At 64.2% G+C, this 23,919-nt stretch carries 22 protein-coding genes; 11 read left to right on the top strand and 11 right to left on the bottom strand.

Annotated features, from left to right (window positions below):
* Positions 1–489: 489 nt before the first annotated feature.
* Positions 490–1,830: an amidohydrolase family protein gene (locus tag I6F17_RS14095; protein ID WP_225124528.1), complete on the top strand. Its 1,341-nt coding sequence runs from the start codon at positions 490–492 to the stop codon at positions 1,828–1,830.
* Positions 1,831–1,931: 101 nt separating this feature from the next.
* On the opposite strand, the gene I6F17_RS14090 is transcribed toward I6F17_RS14095, so the two are convergent.
* From I6F17_RS14090 to I6F17_RS14055, 8 genes are all read right to left on the bottom strand, one after another.
* Positions 1,932–3,056 (bottom strand): mandelate racemase/muconate lactonizing enzyme family protein, encoded by a 1,125-nt coding sequence (locus I6F17_RS14090; RefSeq protein WP_225124527.1) that lies wholly within the window; start codon positions 3,054–3,056, stop codon positions 1,932–1,934.
* Between the two features lie 42 nt (positions 3,057–3,098).
* Positions 3,099–4,136, bottom strand: coding sequence for a tagatose 1,6-diphosphate aldolase (locus I6F17_RS14085; protein WP_225124526.1), 1,038 nt, complete (start codon positions 4,134–4,136; stop codon positions 3,099–3,101).
* Positions 4,133–5,092: a sugar kinase gene (locus tag I6F17_RS14080; protein ID WP_225124525.1), complete on the bottom strand. Its 960-nt coding sequence runs from the start codon at positions 5,090–5,092 to the stop codon at positions 4,133–4,135. The genes I6F17_RS14085 and I6F17_RS14080 overlap by 4 nt, the downstream gene beginning before the upstream one ends.
* On the bottom strand, positions 5,089–6,162 hold the full coding sequence (ugpC, locus tag I6F17_RS14075; RefSeq protein WP_225124524.1) for a sn-glycerol-3-phosphate ABC transporter ATP-binding protein UgpC: 1,074 nt from the start codon (positions 6,160–6,162) through the stop codon (positions 5,089–5,091). Before ugpC ends, I6F17_RS14080 begins: the two co-directional genes overlap by 4 nt.
* Positions 6,163–6,168: 6 nt before the next feature.
* Entirely contained in the window at positions 6,169–7,173 is a 1,005-nt protein-coding gene (locus I6F17_RS14070; protein ID WP_225124523.1) for a zinc-binding dehydrogenase, read from the bottom strand.
* A 7-nt stretch (positions 7,174–7,180) separates the two neighbouring features.
* A complete protein-coding gene (locus tag I6F17_RS14065; protein WP_225124522.1) occupies positions 7,181–8,008 on the bottom strand; it encodes a carbohydrate ABC transporter permease in 828 nt (275 codons plus the stop codon).
* A 4-nt stretch (positions 8,009–8,012) separates the two neighbouring features.
* Entirely contained in the window at positions 8,013–8,900 is an 888-nt protein-coding gene (locus I6F17_RS14060) for a sugar ABC transporter permease (protein ID WP_225124521.1), read from the bottom strand.
* Between the two features lie 61 nt (positions 8,901–8,961).
* Complete coding sequence (locus I6F17_RS14055; protein ID WP_225124520.1) at positions 8,962–10,260, bottom strand: sugar ABC transporter substrate-binding protein; 1,299 nt, start codon at positions 10,258–10,260, stop codon at positions 8,962–8,964.
* Positions 10,261–10,451: 191 nt separating this feature from the next.
* Between I6F17_RS14055 and I6F17_RS14050 the strand changes: the two genes are divergently transcribed.
* Positions 10,452–11,504 (top strand): LacI family DNA-binding transcriptional regulator, encoded by a 1,053-nt coding sequence (locus I6F17_RS14050; protein WP_036035766.1) that lies wholly within the window; start codon positions 10,452–10,454, stop codon positions 11,502–11,504.
* A 10-nt stretch (positions 11,505–11,514) separates the two neighbouring features.
* Positions 11,515–12,249 carry an SDR family oxidoreductase gene (locus I6F17_RS14045; protein ID WP_225124519.1) on the top strand — a complete coding sequence of 245 codons (735 nt, stop codon included), beginning with the start codon at positions 11,515–11,517 and terminating at the stop codon, positions 12,247–12,249.
* Positions 12,250–12,336: 87 nt separating this feature from the next.
* On the opposite strand, the gene I6F17_RS14040 is transcribed toward I6F17_RS14045, so the two are convergent.
* From I6F17_RS14040 to I6F17_RS14030, 3 genes are read right to left on the bottom strand one after another with little or no spacing between them, the layout of a single operon-like run.
* The gene (locus I6F17_RS14040) at positions 12,337–13,146 is read right to left on the bottom strand and encodes an N-acyl homoserine lactonase family protein (protein WP_225124518.1); all 810 of its coding nucleotides are present in this window, start codon (positions 13,144–13,146) and stop codon (positions 12,337–12,339) included.
* Between the two features lie 8 nt (positions 13,147–13,154).
* Positions 13,155–13,544, bottom strand: a complete 390-nt coding sequence (locus I6F17_RS14035; RefSeq protein WP_036011521.1) for a carboxymuconolactone decarboxylase family protein — start codon at positions 13,542–13,544, stop codon at positions 13,155–13,157.
* A gap of 28 nt (positions 13,545–13,572) precedes the next feature.
* Positions 13,573–14,925 carry an MmgE/PrpD family protein gene (locus tag I6F17_RS14030; RefSeq protein ID WP_225124517.1) on the bottom strand — a complete coding sequence of 451 codons (1,353 nt, stop codon included), beginning with the start codon at positions 14,923–14,925 and terminating at the stop codon, positions 13,573–13,575.
* Positions 14,926–15,169: 244 nt separating this feature from the next.
* Here I6F17_RS14030 and I6F17_RS14025 point away from each other — a divergent pair, with 244 nt between their 5' ends.
* From I6F17_RS14025 to I6F17_RS13990, 8 genes are all read left to right on the top strand, one after another.
* A complete protein-coding gene (locus I6F17_RS14025) occupies positions 15,170–16,063 on the top strand; it encodes an NAD(P)-dependent oxidoreductase (protein ID WP_225124516.1) in 894 nt (297 codons plus the stop codon).
* Positions 16,064–16,093: 30 nt separating this feature from the next.
* Entirely contained in the window at positions 16,094–17,488 is a 1,395-nt protein-coding gene (locus I6F17_RS14020) for an MmgE/PrpD family protein (protein ID WP_225124515.1), read from the top strand.
* Between the two features lie 79 nt (positions 17,489–17,567).
* Positions 17,568–18,503, top strand: a complete 936-nt coding sequence (locus I6F17_RS14015) for a branched-chain amino acid ABC transporter permease (protein WP_225124514.1) — start codon at positions 17,568–17,570, stop codon at positions 18,501–18,503.
* Positions 18,504–18,505: 2 nt separating this feature from the next.
* Positions 18,506–20,278 carry a branched-chain amino acid ABC transporter ATP-binding protein/permease gene (locus I6F17_RS14010; protein WP_225124594.1) on the top strand — a complete coding sequence of 591 codons (1,773 nt, stop codon included), beginning with the start codon at positions 18,506–18,508 and terminating at the stop codon, positions 20,276–20,278.
* The gene (locus I6F17_RS14005) at positions 20,265–20,972 is read left to right on the top strand and encodes an ABC transporter ATP-binding protein (protein WP_036011537.1); all 708 of its coding nucleotides are present in this window, start codon (positions 20,265–20,267) and stop codon (positions 20,970–20,972) included. Before I6F17_RS14010 ends, I6F17_RS14005 begins: the two co-directional genes overlap by 14 nt.
* 32 nt (positions 20,973–21,004) lie before the next feature.
* A complete protein-coding gene (locus I6F17_RS14000; RefSeq protein ID WP_109145140.1) occupies positions 21,005–22,237 on the top strand; it encodes an ABC transporter substrate-binding protein in 1,233 nt (410 codons plus the stop codon).
* Positions 22,238–22,268: 31 nt separating this feature from the next.
* Entirely contained in the window at positions 22,269–23,504 is a 1,236-nt protein-coding gene (locus I6F17_RS13995) for an ABC transporter substrate-binding protein (RefSeq protein ID WP_225190430.1), read from the top strand.
* Between the two features lie 29 nt (positions 23,505–23,533).
* The gene (locus I6F17_RS13990; protein ID WP_036011548.1) at positions 23,534–23,914 is read left to right on the top strand and encodes a carboxymuconolactone decarboxylase family protein; all 381 of its coding nucleotides are present in this window, start codon (positions 23,534–23,536) and stop codon (positions 23,912–23,914) included.
* The last annotated feature ends 5 nt before the right edge of the window (positions 23,915–23,919 follow it).

The raw sequence follows: 23,919 nt of genomic DNA, 5'->3' as shown, positions 1-23,919 counted from the left end.
GGCTTGGATGAGATACTTCGATGATTGAGGAGTACGCTGCCGGATTAGGAGAGATTATTAGTAAGCTGCGCAGAAAATTGAACCAAGTTTACCCGGGTAGAGCTTTCATAGAGCGCTATTTCCACAGTTGGCACCCCGATTCCTGCTCCGCCGGTGTACAGAGAATCCCTAATGTACGGGACAGATGGCGTCTCTAAGCTGGCGGACTGGAAGGCTCGGGGACCCCGCTCAATCCGCGGAACGTACTTCTACGCGGGTCCTTTGGTGCAACGGAGCTCACATCAAGCGGAAGCTGGCGCAAGTCGAATGTAACAGCATAGGGACCCGACCTTGCCACGAATGTTCTGATGGATGGCTCTCGCCAAATGGTCACGGTCCGATGGTTGTCGGTCGAGCGAATCAGAACGAACTCGTGTGCGGCGCGACAACTTCCGCCGGGCTCCGCGCCGCTGGCGAGAGAATACGACATGCTAGGAAGGAACACTGCAAATGCGGATAGCCGAGTGTGCCACGATCATTGTTGCGACGTGCACCTTTCTCACGCCGGCGGAGCCGCAAGAGCGGATTGCAGTCACCGTCTTCGAGAACGTGCGCATCTTTGACGGGAAGAGCGAGACGCTTTCCGTCCCATCGAATGTCGTCGTCCGCGGAAACATCATCGAGCGGATCGTGACCGCGCCCATTCCAACCGATCGTCGCGTGGACGCCCGCGTAATACAAGGCGGTGGACGCGTGCTGATGCCCGGGCTCAGCGACATGCACTGGCACGCGATGATGGTCCGTCCGACACCCGCGCAGATGCTGTCGAGCGACCTCGGATATACGACGCTGCTGGCGAGCGCGGAAGCGACAGCGACACTGATGCGCGGATTCACGACAGTCAGGGACATGGGCGGCCCCACCTTCTCACTCAAACGCGCGATCGATGAAGGTCTCGTCCCGGGTCCTCGCATCTATCCATCGGGAGCCGTCATCACGGTCACCGGCGGCCATGGAGACTTCCGCGAGCTTTGGGAGTTGCCGCAAAGTCAGGGCGGAACAAGCCGCGTCGAACAGCTCGGCGGAAGCATCATCGCGGATGATCCCGACGAGGTCCGCAAGCGCGTGCGCGAACAGCTCATGCAGGGCGCGTCCCAGGTCAAGCTAACGGCAGGGGGAGGCGTCGCCTCGCCTTTCAGCCCGCTTGATGTAACCACATTCAGCGAAGCGGACTTGCGCGCGGCCGTCGAAACCGCCACCGATTGGGGGACGTATGTTGCAACACACGCATATACACCGAGCGCAATTCGACGTTCCATCGCCGCGGGCGTCAAAGTGATCGAACATGGTCATCTCATGGATGAACCGACTGCACGCCACATCGCCGAGAAGAAAATCTGGCTGAGCACTCAGCCGTTCGTAGACCTCGGCGGCGCAGCCATGCTTCCCCCCGCCCAACAGGCGCAGATGCGCCAGGTTGTTGCCGGAACGGACACCGTGTACGGGTTCGTCAAGAAGTTTGGGATCAAGACCGCCTTTGGAACAGATATCCTCTTCTCGAAGCCACTGGCCGAGCATCAGGGTCGGGGCATCGTAGACCTCACGCGGTGGTTCACGCCGGCGGAAGCGCTGACGATGGCGACCTCAACCAATGGAGAGCTGCTCGCGCTTTCCGGTGCGCGGAATCCTTATCCCGGCAGGATCGGAGTGGTCGAGGAAGGCGCGTTGGCCGATCTCCTGCTCGTCGATGGCAATCCGCTGGAAGACATTCGCCTCATCGAGGACCCCGCAAATAAGCTTGTCGTCATCATGAAGGACGGGATCATCTACAAAGACACCAATCCCAAGTGACCTATTCTCACGGCTGCGCCTCTGACCGATAGTGATGGCCTGTCACCCTGCCTGACGGACATCAAACCGGCCGCAGCTGCGCCACCTGACGGCATCATGATCTAGATGCTGCGATAGCGCTCGATCCGTGAAAGGTCGGGCGTAATTCCGAGCCCTGGTTCTTGATCCAATTCAACCGTGCCATCCCTCACGTTGAGAACCGGGCCGCAATAGAGATCGCGCAGCGGGTTGTCGTTGACATCGACTTCCAGCCAGCCATCGCCTCCGACACCGGCGAGCAGATGCGCGGACGCAAGGAGGCCAAGGCCGCCGCCGAGATAGTGCGGGCAGAACGTCTTGCTTGACGTCCGGATGTCGCGAGCCAGTGGAGTGCAGACGCTGAGCCCGCCCCATTTCGCGATATCGGGCTGGACCACGCCCAGTATGTCCTCGGCCAGGACGTCCTCGAAAGCTTCGAGACTCGAAATGTTTTCGCCGGCAGCGATCGGCATCTTCGCCAGTAGGCGCACCCTGCGCCATTCTTCTCGGGGCCGATCGGCGCGAATCGGCTCCTCCAGCCAGCGCAGATCGAACTCGGCGAGCCGCGGCAGCATCTCGATCGCCTGCGTGACCGACCATCCTTGGTTGGCATCGCAGGCCAGCATGCCGGCGCTGACAATCCTGCGCAACGCGGTGAGGTTGGCGAGATCGGTCTCGGGTCCGAAGCCCACCTTCAGCTTCAGCGCGCGATGGCCGCGCTCGAGCGCGGCCTCAGCCGTTTGTGCAGCGCCGTCTGGATTGATGCCGCTGGCATAGACCTTGATCTTATTCGACTGGCCACCGAGCAGCCGCCACAGCGGCAAACGCCGGCGGCGTGCCGAGAGGTCCCACAGCGCGAGATCGATGCCTGAAATCGCCTGAGCAAACGGACCGGGTTCGCCGCATTGGAGCGCCAGGACTTCGGTACCCTTGGTCAGGGCCTCGAAGGCCTGAACAGGACCATCGAATTTGAGCCCCACGAGGCCGGGCGCCAGCACCTCGTTAACGAGCCGGGCGCGATGTTCCGCGCCGGGCGCTGGAAAATTGGACCAGGCTTCGCCCCAGCCCTCGACGCCGTCTTCGTCGACCGCGCGAACGAAGACGGCAGGACGGTTGAGCATCCTGCCGAACGAGGTCACCACCGGCGCCGCCAGCGGATAACGATAGCAATACGCCTCGATCGAGCGGATGGTGAAGCCGTCAGTCATGTTGCAGATCCTGCGATCGGAAAACGCGGAGCCGCCATCATTTCAGTAGGCGCGTGCGAAGTCACCTTCCTGCTTGATGTCGGTGAAAGCCGGAAAGCGCGCCTTCCACGGTGTGCCCTTGGCCGTGGTCAGCTTGTTGAGGCGCTGAAGCACACCGAGGCCATCCTTGCGCAGGCTGGCCGAGACCGCCGCACGGTCCGGGAAATTCTTCAGGACGGCATCGAGCCAGATGGTGCGGCCGGCGAGAAAGCCGCTGGCGCCCGCGGCATAGGAATAGTCGAGCACTCGTTCGAACTTCTCCGGCGCGGCGCCGCCCGACAGCAGCACCCAGGGGACGTTGCGGCCACGACAGATGTCGCCGATCGCGTCGAACTCCTTCTGCGCGGCCTTGGCCTCCGTGCTGCCGTCCCGGGCCGGCAAGCTGTTGGCCGCAAGCGGGCTCTCCAGCTTGAGGAGATCGACGCCGTACTCCGGCTTGACGAATTCACGCACGCTGTCGATGACAAGGCCGGGCAGCTTGCCGGGCGACTCCACGTAATCGGCGGTGTGATTGGCACTGCCGAGGAAAGGATAGACCAGCAGCTCGAGCACGTAGGGAATGTCGTGGCGGGCGCAATCCTCGCCGATCTCGCGCACGAACTCCTTCTGATGCGCGTTCACCGCGGCATCGGCGTCCGGCCGGTACCAGGCCAGCACCTTGACGGCGTCGCCGCCCATGGCCCGGATCTTCTCCACGCTCCAATTTGTGATGGCGCGCGACTTGCGGCCGCCCGCGGTCTCCTCGACCCGGTGCTCCTCCAGCGTCATGATCAGGCCGCAGCGCGGTGGCAGCAGATCAATCGCGGCCGGCACCGCGAAATTCGGGTCGAACAGCATGGAGCTGCAATGCGGCGCGAGGTTTTCGACCAGGAGGCGCTTGGCCGCCGTGACGTCGGAATATTCGACTTGTTCCCGCGTGATGCCTTTTGCTTTGGCGATGGCATCGAACAGTGGCGGCCGCTGATCCAGCGCGACCATGCGAAAGTGGCCATCCGCGTCAGCAAGCCTTGCCAGGCCGCGGTTCTTTCCAATCGTTCTCATGGCTTCGTCCTCATGAATGCAAGACACTCGTTGATATCGGGGATTCCGTTGCGGCCGCCGGCGTGGCGGCATTTCATCGCGGCTGTCGCCGCCGAAAAAGCCATGGCGGCCTGCACATCGAGGCCGGCGCCGATCGCCAGCGCATAGGCGCCGTGGAAGACGTCGCCGGCACCTGTGGTATCGACGACATCGACGGCATAAGCGGCCTGCCGGTGCAGTTGGCCGCTCTCGTACCAGCTCACACCTCCCTCGCCGCGCGTGACGGCAACGACGCGGCATCCAAACCGCGCCAGCGCTCCGAGCGATTTATCCTCAGCGGAGCCGGCAAAGGCCGTAAGCGCTGGCTCGGAGAAGATCGCATGATCCGTCAATGGCAGCAGCCGCTCGAACACCTCGGCGTCGGCCATGTCGCCGTCCAGCACCGTCGGAATGCCGCGCGCTCGCGCTTCAGCGAACAGCGTCGCGGCGCCCTCCACCCAGCGCGGATCGGCCAACACGGAAGATGCGCGCGCGATGGCGTCCCGCGGCAGCCAGTCCGCTGCCTCCGGGTAGAGACCGCGGAAGTTGACGATCTGCCGTTCACCGGCGCTGTCGACGATGATGCCGGAGACCGACGAGCGGCCCTCCGTAAACAGCCGAAAATTGTCGACATTGACACCTTCGGCCGTGAACGCGGATTTCATTTCGTGGCCAGCGGCATCATTCCCTGCCCGCCCCCAGAACGCGACGGACGCCCCGAGCTTTGCCACGGCAACGCTCGCATTAGCGGCCATGCCGCCGCCGAGCGTGCCATATTCGAGAGCCTTGATCTTCTCGCTTCCACCCGCGAACGGCCGATCGACGCGCCAGACCTGGTCGAGTGCGGAGAGCCCGAGGCAGATCACCTGCACAGGCCTTGCCTTGGACGCGACGTCCGCCAGCGCCGACAGATCGCCGATGTCGACCGATGCGCTCACCGCAGGACCTCTCCGTTGCCGGCATCGAACAAATGGGTCTTGCCCGGCAGCAGGCGCAGATTGATGCGATCGCCGACCTTCGGCCGCAACGACGGATCTACCCGCGCGATGGCGGAGCCGCCGGCGAGATCGAAATGTATCAGCGTATCCGAGCCGAGCGGCTCGACCAGCTTGATGTTGATGGCAATGCCATCGGCAGCGTCTGCTGCCACGGCGAAATGTTCGGGACGAATGCCGAGCACCGCATTGCCGGCCTTGCTCAGGCGGGCCGCGGTCCCGGCATCCACCGGCACCATCGTCCCAGCTTGCGAGAGAATTGCGCTTTCCTGACGCCATTCGACCGGGAAGAAGTTCATCGCGGGCGAGCCGATGAAGCCGGCGACGAACTGGTTGGCCGGACGCTCGTACACCGTTTCCGGCGTGTCATATTGCTGGATCGTGCCGCTCTGGAGCACCACGATCCGGTCGGCCATGGTCATGGCCTCGATCTGGTCGTGCGTGACGAATACCATGGTGGTCTTGAGCTCCTGCGACAGCGCCTTGATCTCGGCCCGCACCTGCCCGCGCAGCTTCGCGTCGAGGTTGGAGAGCGGCTCGTCGAACAGGAACGCCTTGGGATTGCGCACGATGGCGCGGCCCATGGCAACGCGCTGGCGCTGGCCGCCGGAGAGCTCCTTCGGCTTGCGGTCGAGATAGGGCTCGATGTGCAGAAGCGCCGCGGCGCGCCTCACGCGCGCGTCGATCTCGGCCTTCGGCACGCCCCGCAGCTCCAGCGCAAACGACATGTTGTCGTAGACCTTCATGTGCGGATAGAGCGCGTAATCCTGGAACACCATCGCGATGTCGCGCTGCGCGGCCTGCACGCCGTTGACGCGCTTGTCGCCGATATAGAGGTCTCCCGACGAGATCGGCTCGAGACCGGCGATGATGCGCAGCAGGGTCGACTTGCCGCAGCCGGACGGGCCGACGAACACGACGAATTCATGGTCCGCGATCTCCAAGTTGAGATCGGGGATCACGGTAAAATTGCCGTAACGCTTGACGAGATTGCGGATCGAGATCGAGGCCATGATCGCTCAGTCCAGCGCCAGTACCGGCTTGATCAGCTCGCCCTTGGCGAAGCGGGCGAAATTTTCAGGAAGAGCCGAGAGGCCGAACTCGCCATCGACGAGGACGCGGTATTCGTCCTTGTACTTGCGCAACAGCTCGACGTTCGGCTCGAAAGCCGAGACCGGGAAGTAGAAGGTTCGGATCATGTAGAAATCCTTGCGGCGGAACACCTTGCCCTCCTCGATGGTCCAGGGCGCGGCGTTCTCGCCGACCAGCACCAGGGCGCCGCGCGGCAGCACCAGCTCGATGCCGAGATTGCGCGCCGCATGGGCGCCGGAGCATTCCATGATGAGGGCGAAGCGTCTGGAGGTATCGCCGACCGGGTGTGGCTTGGCACCGAAGGATTGCGCGATCTTGAGACGCTCCGCATTCGGGTCGGCGACATAGACATCGTCGTAGCCGAGCGAGCGGAGCGCCAGCACAACGCCGAGGCCGACCGGCCCTGCTCCCATCACGAGGACTGGTCCGGCTTCGCTTGGCGGCACGACGCGGCTGACGAAGCGAACTGCGTGGCCTGACGTACCGATGGTGTCGAGCAGCAGCGGTGCGAGGCTGTCCTCGATGTCATCGGGTACCGGCAGCAGGCAGTTCTCCGGCACCGGCACGTATTCGGCATAGCCGCCCGGCCTGTTCCAGCCGATCAGGCTGGAGACCTCCAGGCACATCTGGGTGTCGCCACGCTGGCAGGCGGCGCAATGGCCGCAGTGCAAGGGAATGTAGACGGCGCAGCGCTGGCCGTGCAGCCTGTGACCGGACTGCTCGACCACGCCGAAGATTTCGTGGCCGGCGGTGAACTCGGCACCCTTGTGCCAAAGCTTGAAGTCCGAGCCGCACAGCGCGGTACGCGAGACGCGCACGAGCACCTCGCCCGTGCCGACGTCGGGTATCGCAACGCGCTCGATGGTGATGCGGTCGTCACCGTGGAAGACCGCGGCCTGCATGACCGAATTGGGACGGGGTGATACATTCATCGAAGATCTAGCCTTTCACCGCACCGAGCGTCAGTCCGGACACCAGCCAGCGCTGAACCAGAGCGGCCAGCACCAGCGGCGGCAATGCGATCAGCGTCGCCGCGGCCATGAGGGCGCCCCATTGCGTCGAGCCTTCGCCGATGAAGTTGAAGGCCGCCGCGATCAGCGTCTTGGTGTCGCCATTGGAGAGCACCAGCGCAAACAAGAAGTAGTTCCACGAAAACACGAAGGCGAGGATCGCCGAGACCGCGATGCCTGAGGCGACCAGCGGCATCGCGATGCGCCAGAGGATGCGCGAGACGCTGCATCCGTCGACCTGCGCGGCCTCGAACACGCTACGCGGAATGGCGTCGAAGGACGGCAGCAGCACCCAGATCACGATCGGCAGCGTGATAACGGCATGGCTAAGGATCAGCGCGGTGTAGGAGCCGATCATGCCGATTTGCCGGAACATCACGTACCACGGCAGCAGGAACAGCGTTCCGGGCGCCATGCGGGCGGCCAGCGTGAGGATCGCCGGCCAGGTGATCCGTGTCCATGACACGGCGAAAGCGGCCGGAATGCCGAACAGCAACCCCAGCGCGGTCGAGCCGACGGTGACGATGAGGCTGTTGAGCGCGTAGCTCAGGAACGGCGTGGTCCTGGTCAGCTCGACGTAATTCTCCAGCGTCGGCGAGAAGACCAGCGTCGGCGGATAGGCGGTAACCTCGAAGGACGGCTTGAACGAGGACAGCACCATCCAAACCGTCGGCGCCATGATAAGCGCGCCGGCCAGCACGAGCTGAATCGTGTTGAGCCATCGAATCCAACGATCAGCATTGGCGGCATCGATCATGGCGTCACCAGGCAACTGCACCGCGCAGGCGGTTGAAGGCGAGCACGGCCCCGAACACGACCGCCGTCAGCGTCAGCATCAGCGCGCTGGCATAGCCAATGTTGAAGAACTCGAAACCGACGCGGAAGCCGTAGATGTTGAGTGTATTCGAGGCGTTGCCCGGGCCGCCTTGGGTGGTGATGTAGATGATGTCGAAGAAGCGCAGGAGATCGACGCTGCGCAGGATCGCCGCGGTAACGATGGTCGGCAGCAACAAAGGCAGCGTGATGCGCTGGAACGTCTTGAGCGGAGACGCGCCGTCGATCTGCGCAGCCTCGTAGACGCTCGGCGGCAGCGATTGCAGACCGCCCAGCACGATCAACGCGACATAGGGGGTCCACTGCCAGCTGTCGATCAGCGCCACGGTCGGAATGACCCAAGTCGGCGAAGCCAGCCAGTCCGACGGCGGCAGGCCGAACGATTGCAGGATGTAGTTGGCGGCGCCCAGCGACGGATCGAGGATCACCAGCCACATCATGCCGGCGACCACCGGCGGCATCATGAAGGGCGATATGAATAGCGAGCGCACGATGCCCGGCAGCCGCCTGGCGTGGAACAGCACCAGCGCCAGCCAGACGCCGAATACGAGCTGCAGCACCAGCGACAGCACGAACAGCGCGATGGTGATCCACAGCCCGTGCCAGAACTCGACGTCGGAGATGAGCTTGGAATAATTGGCGAGACCCGCGAAGGACTGCTTGCCGGTGGAAGAAAAGGTCTGGAAGCCGAGCCAGATCGTATAGACGACCGGAAACGCGATCATCGCGACCGTGAAGAGCACGCCCGGAGCCGAGAGCGCCGCCATCTCCAGCTTCTGCCGGTCCTGCGTGAGTGGCGCAGCCGTGTCAGACATGCGATCCTGTCCTCGATTGAGTGAGGTGCCGGCAGGCAACGAGCCAGCCGGTACCGGGCGGTCAGTTCAGCGCAATCAGCGCGTCCAGCGCCTTGTCGGCATCGGCGCAAGCCTGGTCGATCGGCTTTTGCTTCAGGATCAGATCCTGCACGGCCTGGCCGATGAATTCGCGCGATTGCGGATTGGCGACGATGGGATAGCCGACCTCGGAGGAGCCCTTGGTGGCGAGCACGTCGAGCGCAGCCTGCCATTCCTTGCGGACCGGCTCCTCGTCGATCCACTTGCGATACTCCGGGTCCTTCGCGACCGACGGGCGTGGCGGGGCAATGCCCTGAAGCGCCATTTTCTTCTGCACCTCGGGGCTGGTCGCCCATTGCACGAAATACCAGGCCGCGTCCGGCTGCTTGCTGTGCGAGGACACCGCCATGCCCCAGCCGATCGTCGTCGGTACCTGGCCGGCCTCACCCGCCGGGAACGGCATCAGGCCGGTGTCCTTCAGCCGCGCCCCGCCTTCCATCACCGTGCGTAGCTCGTTCGAGGATTCGAATGCCATCGCGGCGCGTCCGCTGCGGTACAGCGCCGAAATCTGCTGGAAGCTGTAATTGACCACGCCGGGCGGGCCGAAATCGCGCAGCAGCCGGCTATAGGTGTCGAGCGCCTCCTTGCCCTTGGCCGAGCAGAGGTTCGACTTGCCGCCGGCGATATACGTGCCGCCGATATTGTGCAGCATGTTGCTGAAGGTGTAGGCGACGGCGGGCTTGAGGCCGCGCGAGACGAACGGCGTCACCGTGCTGTCGCAGGCCTTGATCTTCTCGGCGGCAGCCTCGACGTCCTTGATGGTCTTCGGTGCCTCGAGCCCGCACTTCTTGAAGATGTCGGTGCGGTAATAGAAGATCGGGCCCTCGAGGTTCATCGGCATGCTGGTGAGCTTGCCGTTGAACGTCGCGGCCTTCAGCAGGGCCTGGCTCAACCCGTTCGGATCGTAGTCCTTGGCGACGTCGTTCTTGGCCATCGCGGTGAGATCGCCGTACCAGCCGGCGGCCGCGAACTGCTCCCCCTCGCGCGAGGGCAGCGTCATGAACACGTCGACCTCGTCGCTGTTCGCATTCATCACGGTGACCAGACGCTGGCGCATCTGCTGTTCCTGATAGCCATCGACCTTCAGGGTCATGCCGGTCAGCTTCTCGAAATCGGCCTTGTAGGTCAGCAGCGCCTGCGCGACCGGGTTGTTGTTGGCGAGAAAGGTGATGGTCTTGCCCTTGAACTTCATCCAGTCGAAATCGGCGGCATGGGCCTGCCCGCTGGCGGCTATTACGAGAACGGGCAGCGCGACATGCGTCGCAAGCATCCTGGCCTTCATCGAATTCTCCTCCCGGCTGGCCGCCTTAATCTGGCGAACCCTTTTGAACACGTTTGATCGACATCTGAAAACGGTTACAAAATAGACACCGCACCCGCCGTGTCAAGCGATGGACAAGCAGCAAAATCTCCGGCACATTTCTGACAATCTCGCCACCGGATAGCTCGCGCCGCATAATGTAACGTTACATCATGAGACTGACCCAAGCCAAGTCGCTGAACAAGTCTGTGAAACAGGGCATCCGCGCCGTGGCGGCCCGCGCCGGCGTTTCGACCGCCTCAGTCTCGCGCGCCCTCAACAACCCCGATGCGGTCAGCCCGTCCTTACGCGCACGCATCGAGCAGGCCATCGACGCCCTCGGCTATATCCCGCATGCGCCGGCGCGCATTCTGTCGTCGCGGCGCTCGCGCACGCTCGGCGCAATCGTGCCGACCATCGACAACACGATGTTCGCGCGCGGCATCGCCTCGCTGCAGCAGTATCTGTCGTCGGTCGGCTACATGCTGTTCCTCACCACGAGCGGTTACGATCTCGACGTCGAATTGCAGCAGGCGCGCAACCTGATCAGCCGTGGTGTCGACGGCCTGGTGCTGCGCGGCGACTGCCATCATGACGGCTTGCGCAAACTGCTCGCGGACAATGCCGTGCCGTTCATCAACGTCGGTATCTACCAGCCCGACAAGCCCTACCCCTGCGTCGGGACCGACAACGAAGCAGCCGCTCATCGCGCGGCCGCGCATGTCATCGAGCTCGGGCACCGCCGCATCGGGATCGTCTCGGCGCTCCAGCGCAACAACGACCGGGCCAGCGCGCGCGTCGCCGGCTTTCGCCGTGCGCTCGCGGAGAACGGGATCGAGCTCTCTCCGCAATGGCATGTCGAGGTTCCCTACACGCTTGACGACGCGCGCGAGGCGGCCCGCTATCTCCTCAACCTCAAGGACCGCCCGACGGCTGTGGTGTGCGGCAACGACGTCATCGCCTATGGCGTTCTGCTCGAGGCGGAGCGCGACGGCTTCTCCGTGCCGCGCGATCTGTCGGTGGTCGGCTTCGACGATCTCGACTGGAGCCGGCATTTGCGACCGAGCCTCACCACGATCCACGTTCCAACTGGAGAAACCTGGCAACGCGCCGGCGAATATCTGGTGCGCAGCCTTGCCGGCGAGCAGACCATCATGCACCGCGAGATCGATTTCTCGCTCGTGGTCCGCGAATCGACGGCCCCACCGCCGAAATCCCTGAAGTGAGGCCTTGCCGATGACTTCGAATTTTTCTCTCGCGCCCGGATTCCATGCCGTCGTCATTGGCGGCGCCGGCGACATTGGCGCGGCGATCAGCAGCCAGTTCTGCGATCTCGGCGCGACTGTTACGGCGACCGGCGCCAACGAGTCCGACCTCGCCCGCACGCTGCTCAAGCCGCGCGCCGGCCTCACGCTGGCGACGATGGATGTAACCGATGATGCGGCCGTCAGGTCTTTCGCCGGAAGACACAAGCGCGTCGACGCACTGGTCAATTGCGCCGGCATCTTGGCGCGCGACAAGGAATTCGAGATCGAAACCTTCATGAAGGTTATCGACGTCAATCTCACCGGCACGTTCCGGACCTGCATGGCATTCCGTCCGCTGCTCGCGAAGACCAAGGGATCGATCGTCAACATCGCCTCGATGAACGCGACGCTCGCGCTGCCGCGCATCCCCGCCTATTGCGCCAGCAAGGGCGGCGTCGTGATGCTGACCAAGGCGCTGGCCTTGAAATGGGCCGAGGAAGGCATTCGCGTCAATGCGGTTGCGCCCGGTTACATCGAAACGGCGATCAACGCCGCGGGCCGCACCGACCTCGCGCATTACCGGCGAATCGCCGACCGCACCGCGTTCAAGCGCTGGGGCCAGCCCGAGGATGTCGCGGGCGCGGTTGCGTTCCTCTGCATGCCGGCCTCGCAATACGCGACCGGCACCGTCGTCGCCATCGATGGCGGCTTTCTGACAGGATAGTCAGCCGTCTCCAATCGGCCGCAGATCGTGCCAGAGTTGAAGATGCGGAAGCTCGACAAGGATGCGGTGCGTGGTCCTCTCGCCGCCCTAGGAGTGAGCAGGCCCGGACGGCGCCACATCCAAGCGGACCGCGATCCCGTCCAGATCCGGGGTCGGCGCTGGATAATGCATCATGACGAGCGGATCGTGACCTGGAACGATGTGGTCCGCATCCGGCGCTGCGGCGCGCAGTTTGTCGAACCCCACCAGCATGTCGCCGACATGAAACGCCGTCGTAAAAGGACGCTCGCTGGTCAGGTTTTCGTAGAAATGACTGACGTCGGAAGCGAGCACGACCGGACCGCGGCGCGTGTTGACCCGGACGAATTGAAGCCCGGCGGAATGTCCGCCCGCCGCATGGACCGTCAGCCCGGGAGCGATCTCAGCATCGCCATCGTAGAACAGGACTCGGCGCGCATAGTTCAGCCGCACGATGCCGCAGACGTCCTCGACCTCGAAAGAATGCGACAACCTCGGATATTGCATGTAGCGGCCGGTGGCGTAGGCAAGCTCGCGCTCCTGGAGATGAAATCGTGCGTTCGGAAAGCGGTCGAAATTGCCGGCATGGTCGTAGTGCAGATGCGTGAGGATCACGTCCTCGATTTCGGTCGGCTCGATATCGAACGCCCCAAGAGCCTCCACCGGGCAGCGCAGGAATGTCCGCCTGCGCTGCTCCGCAATTTCGGCGTTGAACCCGGTATCGATGACGAAGGTGCGCCCACCTCCCCGCGCCAGCCACATGAAATAGTCCATCGGCATCGGCCCGTCATGCGGATCGCCGCCGATGAAGTGGTCGCTCCGCTGCGCATCCCGCGTTGCGTAGCGGATGGCGAAGAGTTCGTAGATCGGGTCAGCCATGGATTTGCTCAGGAGCCGGCCGCGTCGACCTCGTTGAAGGCCTCGCGCGCATTGCGGAAGGCGTCGATGCCGGCGGGCACGCCGCAATAGACGGCGACCTGGAGCAGGATCTCCTTGATCTCCTCCTTGGTCAGCCCGTTCTTCAACGCGCCCTTCACGTGCAGCTTCAGCTCGTGCGGCCGGTTCAGTGCGCCGAGCATCGCCAAATTGACGATCGAGCGCGTGCGACGGTCGACGCCGGGCCGCGTCCACAGCGCGCCCCAGCAGAATTCGGTGGACCATTCCGCCATCGTGCGCGTGAACTCGTCGGCACCGGCGATCGATTTGTTGACGTAGTCCTCGCCGAGCACCTCCTTGCGGACTTTGAGGCCCTTTTCGAACAGTTCGGTCTTGGTCATGATCGTCCCTTTCAGGTCTTGCGAGAGTCTAGTTGGAAGTTGTTCGGCGCATCGCCGAGGGCGGCCGCAACGATCGCAGCAGTTCGGCGACGTCAGCCACCGCATCGAGACGCCAGACGGCGTCGATGACACCGTCCGCGTCCCAATTGCTCTGGCCCGTTCGCACGCTTTCGCGCAGCTTGGCCTCGAGATCGCGATCTTCAAGCGGCGCTGCCCGGCTGCCGCGCGGCGAGATGACGGTCTCGGTGAAAACCTCGCCGGACGACAGGCGCACGGTCACGCGTGCCGCACCATCCGGCATCCCGTCATCCCACTCCGCCCCCACCTTCTGCCGCAGCTGCACAATATCGGGCCGGACGACCGTCTCGCGTGCAAACTCGGCGACGCCGGCTCTGCCGAGCAGCAATCCGCACGCCACGCAATGATGGATGCTGACGCGCGCATCGCGCTCGTTGTTGACGGGGCGGTCGCCGCGCGCAAGCAGCAGCGTCGAGCCTTGAACGGTCACGGTGTCAATCTGGTCGAATCGCTGACCGATCCGCTCCCGCAACTGAAGGCAGGCATCAATGACCGCATGAAAAACGATGCCGGCGGGGTAGGGCTTGTAGGTGTTCTTGGCGATCTCAAAGGTCTTGCCGAGACCATCAAGCAAGCGGGCAATATCCGGCTCGTCACCCATGGTGCGTGCCCAACCGAGCGGGCCTTCAATGGCGTGGGGGGCCGCCTCATAACCCTGCTCTGCAAGCAGCGCCGCAAACAAACCGTTGCGCGCCGCGTTACCGACGCTGACATTCTTCGCGGCACTGGGCAGGTTCTCGACATTGCCTGCCGACTGGCTCGCCGCGAGCCCGATCGCATTCGCAATGCCCTCCGCGGGCAGACCCAATAGTTTGGCGCAAGCCGCCGCGGCGCCAAAGATCCCGCAGGTCGAAGTGATGTGCCAGCCGCGCGCATAATGGCGCGGCGAAACGGCGGCGCCGATGCGGCATTCGACGTCCACACCGAGGATGAACGCCGTCAACAACTCGCGTCCAGACAGTTTATGCGTCTCGGCGAGTGCGAGGACTGGAGCTGCGACCGGTGCCGCCGGATGAATGATCGTCTCGGGATGGGTGTCATCGAAATCGAGCAGGTTGGCCGAGATGGCGTTGAGAAACGATGCGCACATCGCATCCATCGGCTGCGAATGACCGATGACCGTCGCGGTCGCGGCGCCGCTGAACGGCGACACGGTTCGCATCGCCGCCATCACCACCGGATCGCGTGCGGAGCCGAGTGCCGTGGCGAAGAAATTCAGAATCGAGCGTCGCGCCTCGCCGCTCTGCGCCTCCACGTCCGCCCACGACGTCGCCGCGACGAAATCGGCGAGCGTCCTGCTCACGCTGGGAATTGGGTCTTGCGGCACGCGGGGCGTCTTCCTCGTTTTTCGGACCTTATGCCGATCCGCGGCAAACTGTCGACCCCAAATGTTATGCTTGACAGCTTGTCTGACAATCATAACAATCCGAACGCTGGCGCGGGGTCCCGCCGCCACAATGACGGCGGCCGTCCAGAACGGCCGGCGAACATACAACGACAAGATCAAGACGGCGCACCCTGCTGGGGCGCGCTACAGGGAGTGAACTATGGCGGGAGAGACGCTCGGTGTGATCGGAACGGGCCGCATGGGCGGCCCCATGGCGGGGCGATTGATGGACGCGGGCTATTCGCTCGTCGTCTACGACACGCAGACTGACGCGACGCAGCCGCTGGTCAAGCGCGGCGCCTTGGTCGGCAAGTCGCCGGCCGACATCGCCTCGCGCGCCGACATCGTGCTCGCCAGTCTGCCGACGCCCGACATCGTCAAGGCCGTCACTCTCGGCGAGGACGGCATCAGCAGCGGCAACCGCGCCAAGATCGTCGTTGATCTCTCGACCTCTGGTCCCGGCGCGGCGAAGCTCGTTGCGGAAGGGCTGAAAGCCAAAGGCATGACGCTGGTCGATGCGCCCGTCAGCGGCGGCATCAAGGGCGCCGTGAACGGCACGCTCGCCGTTATGGTATCGTGCCCGCAAGCGACTTACGACATCGTGCAGCCGATCCTGAAGAATTTCGGCAAGCTGTTCTACACCGGCGACAAGCCCGGCGTGGCGCAGACCGCCAAGCTCGCCAACAATCTGATGGCGGCGGCGGCGCTGGTGATCACGTCGGAAGCGGTCGCCATGGGCGTCAAGGGCGGGGTCAACGCCAAGGTGCTGATCGATATCATCAACGCTAGCAGCGGCCGCAACAGCGCCTCCGAAGACAAATTTCCCCGTTCGGTGCTGCCGGGCACGTTCGATTTCGGATTCACCACCAGCCTTTCCTACAAGGACGTCCGTCTCTGCGTGGACGAGGCCGAGGCCATGGGCGTGCCGATGGTCTGCGGCGCAGTGGTACGGCAGATGCTGGCGATCACCAACGCCAAATACGGCCCGTCATCCGATTTCACCTCGATCGCCAAGGTGCTCGAGGAGTGGGCCGGAGTCGAGATGCGCGGCTGAGCGCAAGAGTCTTTGGGAGCAACGCTTGCGATGACGAACGGCCCGACCGGATCAGGCAAGGTATCGCTCGCGCGCCAGATGGCGCGGAGCGCACTTGCCGTTGATCTCGGAGATTTCGGGCCTGAAGTGGTCGCCAAGGCCAAGCTCTGCCTGCTCGACTTCCTGTCCTGCGCCTTCGAGGCGGGTCATCATCCCTGGAGTCGTCAGGCAATCGCGATCGCACAAGGTGGCGGCAGCGCAACCATCGTCGGAATGTCGCGACTCTCCTCGCCGGCCGATGCCGCCTTCGCCAATGCCGTGATGGGGCACGGACTCGTGCGGGAAGACATGCATGCCGCCAGCATTGCGCACCATGGCGTCGTGATCTGGCCGACATTGCTCGCGCTGTCCGAACAGTCGCAGCTGCACGGCTCAAGGCTGCTTGCAGCCGCGATCATCGGCTATGAGGCCGGCGCGCGGATCGGCCGCGCGCTCCTGACCTCCGATCTCGCCCGGCTCTATCGTCCGACCGGCCTCGTGGCCCCGCTGGGCGCGGCGCTCGCCGGAAGTTTCGCGCTCAACCTGTCCGAAGACGCAGCGACCAGCGCCATCGCGATTGCGGCCAACACGTCCAGCGGTCTCAACGAGTGGCCGCATGCAGGCGGCTCCGACATGTATTTTCATCCGGGCTTCGCCGCCAGCAATGCGATCAAGGCAATCGGCCTCGCCGCAGCCGGCGCTTTCGGCTCCGAAACGATCCTCGAAGGCGAAGCGGGCCTGTTCGCCGCCTATCGTCGCCAGGCCGCGCCCGACAGCATCGCGCTGTTCCCGAGTGGCGAATGCGAGATCATGGCGGTCTACAACAAGCCGGTCCCGGCCTGCAATTTCGCGCAGACCGCCGCGCAAGCGGCCCTTCGCGTCTCGCACGAACTCGCCGGCACCGAGGAGATCGACCGCGTCGTCGTTCGCGCTCCCGATGCCGCCGTGCGCTATCCTGGGTGCGCCTCCACCGGCCCGTATCGGAACGCGCTCCAGGCCAAGATGAGCATTCCCTTCAGCGTCGCGGCCACCCTCGTGAGGGGCGAGATCGAGGAAGGCAACTACGCCGAACCCGATGATGTCGATATCATCCGCCTGGTTGCGATCACGAAGCTTGAGCCGGATGTCGGCTTCACCACCGCGTTCCCCGACAAGCAGGGCGCGGATGTGACCGTGCATCTGCAGAGCGGCCGGACGATCCGGCACGCGCTACCCGACGTCATCGCCGCAACGCCTTCAGATATTCGCACGCGCTTTCGCACGGCCGCTCAGGGAGTCCTCGGTGAGGACCGCACGTGCCAGTTGGAGCAACTCATCGAGAGCTGCGAACGGCTCGGCAACGCCGGCGATATCGCAGCACTATGCCGCCTGGACACGGCGGAACGGGTTTTACGATCGGCATCATAAGAAGTGCCGGAGAGTACGGGGGAAACATGGTCGACTTCGAGACCCGCTTAGGTTCGTCAGCCGCGCGGAGGCGAAGCTGATGGAAGGATTTCTGCAAGCGCTCGCCGCGGGCCTTCTGATCGGCGCCGTCTACGGCCTGATGTGCGTCGGGCTCGGCCTGATCTTCGGCGTCATGCGCGTCATCAACTTCGCCCATGGCGATTTCATGATGCTCGGCATGTACACTGCCTTCTATCTGTTCACCGCCGCCGGCGTTCAATCGTTCTTCGGCAATGCGGTCGGACCGTTCGTCTCCATCCTGCTGGCCGGCCCCGTGCTTGCCGTATTCGGCTACTTCGTCCACCGGGCACTGATCTCGCACGTCTCGGGGACGCGCACCGCCTCGCTCGAAGGCGAGGGACACTACGCCCAGCTGATCCTCACGCTGGGCATCGCGCTGATCCTGCAGAACGGCGGCCTCATCGTGTTCGGCTCGGTGCTGGCCTCGATCCGCACGCCGCTGTCGAGCTCGGCCTGGGAGCTCGGCCCCTTCTTCGACATGAGCATCTTTCTCAACAAGGCCCGCAGCATCGACATGATCGTTTCGCTGGTCATGATGAACCTGCTTTCGCTGCTGATCACGCGCACGCGGATCGGCAAATCGCTTCGCGCCGCCGCGGATAATCCGACCGCCGCGACCTATATGGGCATCGACGTCGACCGCGCGCACCGAACCGCCTTCGCGCTCGGCTGCGGTATCACGGCGATCGCCGGCGGCCTCCTCGCTACGAACTATCCGTTCCACCCGTTCGTCGGCCTCGAATACGTCATCGTCATGTATGCGGGCGTCGTGCTCGGCGGCATGGGCAGCATCATCGGCGCGTTCTGGGGCGGCATGACGATCGGGCTCGTGCAGCAGATGTCGACGCTGATCCTGCCGACGCAGCTGCAGAACGCCGCGATCTTCGCCGTCTTCCTCCTCATCATCTTCTTCCGACCGCAAGGCTTCTTCGGGCGGATGGTGGAGAGGACGTGATCATGCTCCGGATGCGCTCCTTTCTTCCTCCCCTGCTCTTCACCATCGCCTATGCTGCGCTGTCGCTCGGCGTCACCAACTCCTACTACCAGCTCATCCTGACCCTGGTGCCGGTGTGGGCGGTGTTCGGCCTCTCCTGGAACCTGCTCAGCGGCTACACCGGACTGATCTCGTTCGGCCACGCCGCGTTCTTCGGCATCGGCGCCTATGCAACCGCGCTTGGCCAGATCTACTTCGACATCTCCCCCTGGCTGCTGATCCCCATCGCCGCCGTGCTCGGCGGCATCGCCGGGCTGCTGATCGGATTTCCGACCTTCCGCCTCCAGGGCCACTATTTCGCCCTGGCGATGCTCGCCTACCCGCTTGCCATCCTCTACGTGTTCGAGTGGCTCGGCTTCCAGGAGGTGACGCTTCCGATCAAGCGCGACGCGCCGATCGCCTACATGCAATTCGCCGATCCGCGCATCTACACGCTGCTGGGACTCGCAATCATGCTTGCCACCATCGTGCTGACGCAATTCATCGAGCGCTCCCGCTTCGGCATGGCACTGCTCGCAATCAAGCAGAACGAGGCCGCCGCCGAGGCAGCCGGGATCAATACGCTCGCCTGGAAGCTGCGCGCGATCACGCTGAGCGGGGCCATTGCCGCGGCGATCGGCGGCTTTTACGCGCAGGTGTTGTTGGTCGTGACGCCGCAATCGGTGTTCGGCATGCTGGTGTCGGCCCAGGCGCTGACGGTTGCGATGTTCGGCGGGGTCGGCACAGTCTGGGGGCCGGTGATCGGCTCGGTCATCCTGATCCCGCTCGCCGAGATCCTGCACGCCGAGGCCGGCGCACGCTTCCCGGGCATCCAGGGCGTGATCTTCGGCTTCGCCATCGTCTGCGTCATCCTGCTGGCACCGGAAGGCCTGTTCTGGAAGCTGCGCGATCTCCTGCGCAAACGGATCGCGCCTAAGGCGCCTGCCTCCGACCTGCCCGAAACATCGGCTGCCAACGTCACCACGCTGAAGCCCGCCCCCCGGCAGCGCGCCGCCACCGGTGAAGTCGTGCTCGAAGTGAAGAACCTGTCGCGGTCCTTCGGCGGGCTCAAGGCGGTGCAGGATGTCAGCTTCAAGCTGCACCAGAACGAGATCCTCGGCATCATCGGCCCCAATGGCGCCGGCAAGACCACGCTGTTCAATCTCCTCAACGGCTTCCTGAAGCCGAGCGAGGGTGAGGTGCTGATCGATGGCCGCAACATGTCCGGCCAACGGCCGCACGTGATCTGCGAGGCCGGCATCGGCCGCACCTTCCAGGTGATGCGGCCGTTCCTGCGCATGTCGATCCTCGACAATGTCGTGGTCGGTGCCTATGTGCGCGCGCGGTCCGACGACGAAGCCCGCAAGCTTGCCGCCGATGCAGTTGCCCGTGTCGGGCTCTCCGCCGTCGCCGACCGCGTCGCCGGCGAGCTTTCGACCAAGGAGCTGCGGCTGATGGAGCTTGCCCGCGCGATCGCCGGCCAACCACGCATCCTGCTGCTCGACGAGACCCTCGCGGGCCTCGGCCACGGCGAGGCGGACGAGGTCGTCGCCGTGATCCAGCAGCTCGCGCGCGACGGCATGACCATCGCGATCATCGAGCACACGATGCAGGCGATGGTCCGGCTGGTCGACAGATTCGTCGTGCTCGACCACGGCGCCGTCATCACCGAAGGCCTGCCGGAAGTGGTGACGCGCGACAACCGGGTGATCGAGGCCTATCTCGGCAAGAAATGGGTGGGCCATGCTGCGAATTGAGGGATTGAGCGCGGGCTATTCCGCCAAACCCGTGCTGAACGACATCTCGATCAATGTCGGCGCCGGCCAGTTCGTCGCGATCGTCGGACCCAACGGCGCCGGCAAGACCACGCTGTTCAAGACCATCTCCGGCATCGTCAAGCCGAGCGGCGGGGCCATCACCTTCGACGGCGTCGACCTCCTCGCAGTGCCGCCGCCGCAGCGCGCCCATCTCGGCATCGCCCACGTCCCCGAGGGCCGCCAGGTCTTCCCGTCACTGACCGTGATGGAGAATCTGGAGATGGGTGCGATGACGGAGAGCGGTCGACGCGACTGGCAGAGCAACATCGAGCGCATCTTCGAATGGCTGCCGGTGCTGAAGGAGCGTCGCAGCCAATTCGCGGGCACGATGTCAGGCGGCCAGCAGCAGATGCTCGCGATCGGCCGCGGCCTCGCCTCCTCGCCGAAACTCTTGATGCTGGACGAACCCTCGATGGGGCTGGCGCCCTCAACCGCCGACTTCATCTTCGATCGGCTGATTGAGATTCGCCGCCAGTCCGGGCTGACCATGCTGCTGGTCGAGCAGCGCGTGGCGGAAGCGCTGGAATCCGCGGACCACGGCTACGTCCTCGAAGCCGGCCATGTCGTGCTCGAAGGCAACAACGACACGCTGCGCGCCGACGACCGCGTGCGCAAGGCCTATCTCGGCATGTGACGACCATAAAAAGAGACCAGGGAGCAAACAAAATGAACAAGACATCGAAGGGACTCTCGCGACGGACCGTGCTGTCCGGCGCCGCCGCCGTGGGCCTTGCCGGCGTGGCACGCGCGCAGACACCGGCCGAGATCAAGGTCGGACTGATCGTGCCGTTGTCGGGTATCTACACCCGCCCCGGCCAGGTGATGAAGATGGGCGCCGAGATGGGTATCGAGCACATCAACGCGCAGGGCGGCATCAAGGCGCTCGGCGGCGCCAAGCTGAAGCTCGTCGTGATCGATTGCGGCGACACCACCGAGAAGGCCAAGAACGCGGCGCAACGCATGGTGGCGCAGGAGCCGGATCTCGTCGCGGCCACCGGCGCCTATCTGTCGTCCTTCACGCTGGCGGTCACCGAGGTGACCGAGCGTGCCGAGCTGCCGGTGCTGACGCTGTCCTATTCGGATCTTCTGACCGACCGCGGTTTCAAATACATCTTCCAGACCGCCGCGACCGCGAGCCGCCAGTCCGAGCTCGGCTTGCCGACTCTGATGAAGCTCGCGGAGAACGCCTCGGGCAAGAAGCCGAAGACGGTCGCGATGCTGATGGACAACACCGCGACTTCGGTTGCCACGGCCAAGGCGCTGAAGGAGAAGCTGTTCGCGCAGGAAGGCCTCCAGCTCGTCGTCGAGGAAGTCTGGACCCCGCCGCTGTCGGATGCGACGCCGCTGATCCAGAAAGTCCGCTCGGCCAAGCCCGATCTGCTGCTGTTCATGCCGAACGCGGTGTCGGACGCCAAGCTGGGGCTCGAGAAGATCAGCGAGTTCGGCCTTGGCCAGGGCAAGATCCCGACCGTGTCCTTCAGCATCACCATCGCCGAGCCGGACATGCTGCAGAGCGTGAGCCCGGAGACAGTGCAGGGCATCATGACCATCGTCGCCAATTGGGGCTCGAAAGGTCACGAGGCGCTGATCGCCGAGCTCAAGGCGAAATACAAGGAGCCCTGGATGACGCAGAACGTCATCTCGACCTATGGCGACATGTGGCTGATGAAGGAAGCGTTGGAAAAGGCCGGTAAGGCCGACCGCAATGCGGTCGCGCAGGCCTTCCGCACCATGGATGCCGGACCGTCGAAATACTATCCCGGCGGACAGCTCAAGTTCGACGAAAAGGGCCGCAGGGTCGGCGCCGGCGTCGTCATCGTGCAATGGCAATCGGGCGTGCCAGTCACCGTCTATCCGCCCGAGCTCGCGCAGGCGCAGCCGTTCTGGCCGAAGAAATAGCATCGCACGCTTTTCAGGGAGGAGGATTGTCATGAGAACAACGAGCAAGATCAGGATCACCCGTCGAACACTGCTTGCGGGTGCGTCCGGCACGCTGATCGCATCCCGTGCCTGGGCCCAGCAGCCATCTGAGGTGAAAGTCGGCCTCTTGGTGCCGATCTCCGGCATCTACGCCCGTCCCGGCACGGTGATGCGTCAGGGCGCCGAGATGGCCGTCGAGCACATCAACGCGCAAGGCGGAGTCAAGGCGCTCGGCGGCGCCAAGCTGAAGCTCGTGGTGCTCGATTCCGGCGACACCACCGAGAAGGCCAAGAACGCCGCCCAGCGTATGGTGGCGCAGGAGAGCGACCTGGTCGCGGCAAGCGGCGCCTACCTGTCATCCTTCACGCTCGCGGTCACCGAGGTCACGGAACGCGCCAACTTGCCCGTCCTCACCCTCTCCTACTCCGATCTGATCACGGATCGCGGCTTCAAATACGTGTTCCAGACCTCGGCCACGGCAGCCTCACAGGCCCGTCAGGCCTTGCCGCAAATCATCAAGCTGGCCGAGACGGCATCGGGCAAGCGGCCGAAGACGGTCGCGATCCTCACCGACAACACGGCCGCGTCGATCGCCTCGGCGAAATCGATGCGCGAGGGCCTGCTGGCAGAGAACCAGCTGCAGCTGATCGTGGACGAGACCTTCACGCCGCCGCTGGCGGACGCGACGTCGCTGGTTCAGAAGATTCGCTCGGCCAAGCCCGATCTGCTCTTCTTCCTGCCGACCGTGATCTCGGACGCAAAATTGCTGCTTGAGAAGATGAACGAGTTCGGCCTCGGCCAGGGCAGGGTGCCGACCATCTCGTTCGGCATCGCCATCGCCGAGCCTGACATGCTGCAGACCGTGAGCCCGGAACTGCTCCAGGGAGTCCTGACCTGCGTTGCGAGCTGGGGCGCCAAGGGCCACGAGGCGCTGATCGCCGAGTTGAAGACCCGCTACAAGGAGCCGTGGATGACGCAGAATGCAATCTCCACCTATGGCGACATGTGGGTGATCAAGGACGCGCTGGAGAAGGCCGGCAAGGCCGACCGCGTTGCCGTCGGCGAAGCGCTGCGCACCATGGATGCGGGTCCCTCGAAATATTACCCGCTCGGCGAAATCAAGTTCGACCAGAAAGGCCGCCGCGTCGGCGCCGGCATGACCATCGTGCAGTGGCAATCCGGCGTGCCGGTGACGGTGTTCCCGCCCGAGCTCGCGCTGGCGAAGCCGTTCTGGCCCAAGACCTGATACCGCTCGAAAGCGAAACGGAGAACAGAATGGACAAGGCGACCTACGACCGCGGCCTCGAAATCCGCAAAAGCGTGCTCGGCAGCGAGTTCGTCGACAAGGCGATCGCGTCAGCCGACGAGTTCAACCGCCCGATGCAGGATCTGACCACCGAGTATTGCTGGGGTTACGTCTGGGGCCGCGAAGGGCTGACGCGAAAGACGCGCAGCTTCCTCAATCTGGCGATGCTCTGCGCGCTCAACCGTCCGCACGAGCTGAAGACCCACGTCCGCGGCGCCCTCGCCAATGGCGCGACCAAAGAGGAGATCCGCGAGGTTTTCATGCAGGTCGCGATCTATTGCGGCGTGCCGGCCGGCGTGGACGCGTTCCGCAACGCGAAGGAAGTCTTCGCCGAGCTCGACAAGAAATAAGAGCG

The sequence above is a fragment of the Bradyrhizobium sp. NBAIM18 genome, from assembly GCF_020193825.1.
Classification (GTDB): domain Bacteria; phylum Pseudomonadota; class Alphaproteobacteria; order Rhizobiales; family Xanthobacteraceae; genus Bradyrhizobium; species Bradyrhizobium yuanmingense.
The sequence above is the reverse complement of the archived record's forward strand: the minus strand, read 5'-3'. Positions and strand labels throughout refer to the sequence as shown.

What these genes read in the sequence shown, in the direction of transcription:
- I6F17_RS14035 (WP_036011521.1), bottom strand. Translation starts at nt 13,544, where the DNA reads ATGACCAAGACCGAACTGTTCGAAAAGGGCCTCAAAGTCCGCAAGGAG.
- I6F17_RS14010 (WP_225124594.1), top strand. Translation starts at nt 18,506, where the DNA reads ATGCTCCGGATGCGCTCCTTTCTTCCTCCCCTGCTCTTCACCATCGCC.
- I6F17_RS14065 (WP_225124522.1), bottom strand. Translation starts at nt 8,008, where the DNA reads ATGATCGATGCCGCCAATGCTGATCGTTGGATTCGATGGCTCAACACG.
- I6F17_RS14070 (WP_225124523.1), bottom strand. Translation starts at nt 7,173, where the DNA reads ATGAATGTATCACCCCGTCCCAATTCGGTCATGCAGGCCGCGGTCTTC.
- I6F17_RS14025 (WP_225124516.1), top strand. Translation starts at nt 15,170, where the DNA reads ATGGCGGGAGAGACGCTCGGTGTGATCGGAACGGGCCGCATGGGCGGC.
- I6F17_RS13995 (WP_225190430.1), top strand. Translation starts at nt 22,269, where the DNA reads ATGAGAACAACGAGCAAGATCAGGATCACCCGTCGAACACTGCTTGCG.
- I6F17_RS14090 (WP_225124527.1), bottom strand. Translation starts at nt 3,056, where the DNA reads ATGACTGACGGCTTCACCATCCGCTCGATCGAGGCGTATTGCTATCGT.
- I6F17_RS14060 (WP_225124521.1), bottom strand. Translation starts at nt 8,900, where the DNA reads ATGTCTGACACGGCTGCGCCACTCACGCAGGACCGGCAGAAGCTGGAG.
- ugpC (WP_225124524.1), bottom strand. Translation starts at nt 6,162, where the DNA reads ATGGCCTCGATCTCGATCCGCAATCTCGTCAAGCGTTACGGCAATTTT.
- I6F17_RS14000 (WP_109145140.1), top strand. Translation starts at nt 21,005, where the DNA reads ATGAACAAGACATCGAAGGGACTCTCGCGACGGACCGTGCTGTCCGGC.
- I6F17_RS14095 (WP_225124528.1), top strand. Translation starts at nt 490, where the DNA reads ATGCGGATAGCCGAGTGTGCCACGATCATTGTTGCGACGTGCACCTTT.
- I6F17_RS14050 (WP_036035766.1), top strand. Translation starts at nt 10,452, where the DNA reads ATGAGACTGACCCAAGCCAAGTCGCTGAACAAGTCTGTGAAACAGGGC.
- I6F17_RS13990 (WP_036011548.1), top strand. Translation starts at nt 23,534, where the DNA reads ATGGACAAGGCGACCTACGACCGCGGCCTCGAAATCCGCAAAAGCGTG.
- I6F17_RS14020 (WP_225124515.1), top strand. Translation starts at nt 16,094, where the DNA reads ATGACGAACGGCCCGACCGGATCAGGCAAGGTATCGCTCGCGCGCCAG.
- I6F17_RS14045 (WP_225124519.1), top strand. Translation starts at nt 11,515, where the DNA reads ATGACTTCGAATTTTTCTCTCGCGCCCGGATTCCATGCCGTCGTCATT.
- I6F17_RS14040 (WP_225124518.1), bottom strand. Translation starts at nt 13,146, where the DNA reads ATGGCTGACCCGATCTACGAACTCTTCGCCATCCGCTACGCAACGCGG.
- I6F17_RS14005 (WP_036011537.1), top strand. Translation starts at nt 20,265, where the DNA reads ATGCTGCGAATTGAGGGATTGAGCGCGGGCTATTCCGCCAAACCCGTG.
- I6F17_RS14015 (WP_225124514.1), top strand. Translation starts at nt 17,568, where the DNA reads ATGGAAGGATTTCTGCAAGCGCTCGCCGCGGGCCTTCTGATCGGCGCC.
- I6F17_RS14085 (WP_225124526.1), bottom strand. Translation starts at nt 4,136, where the DNA reads ATGAGAACGATTGGAAAGAACCGCGGCCTGGCAAGGCTTGCTGACGCG.
- I6F17_RS14055 (WP_225124520.1), bottom strand. Translation starts at nt 10,260, where the DNA reads ATGAAGGCCAGGATGCTTGCGACGCATGTCGCGCTGCCCGTTCTCGTA.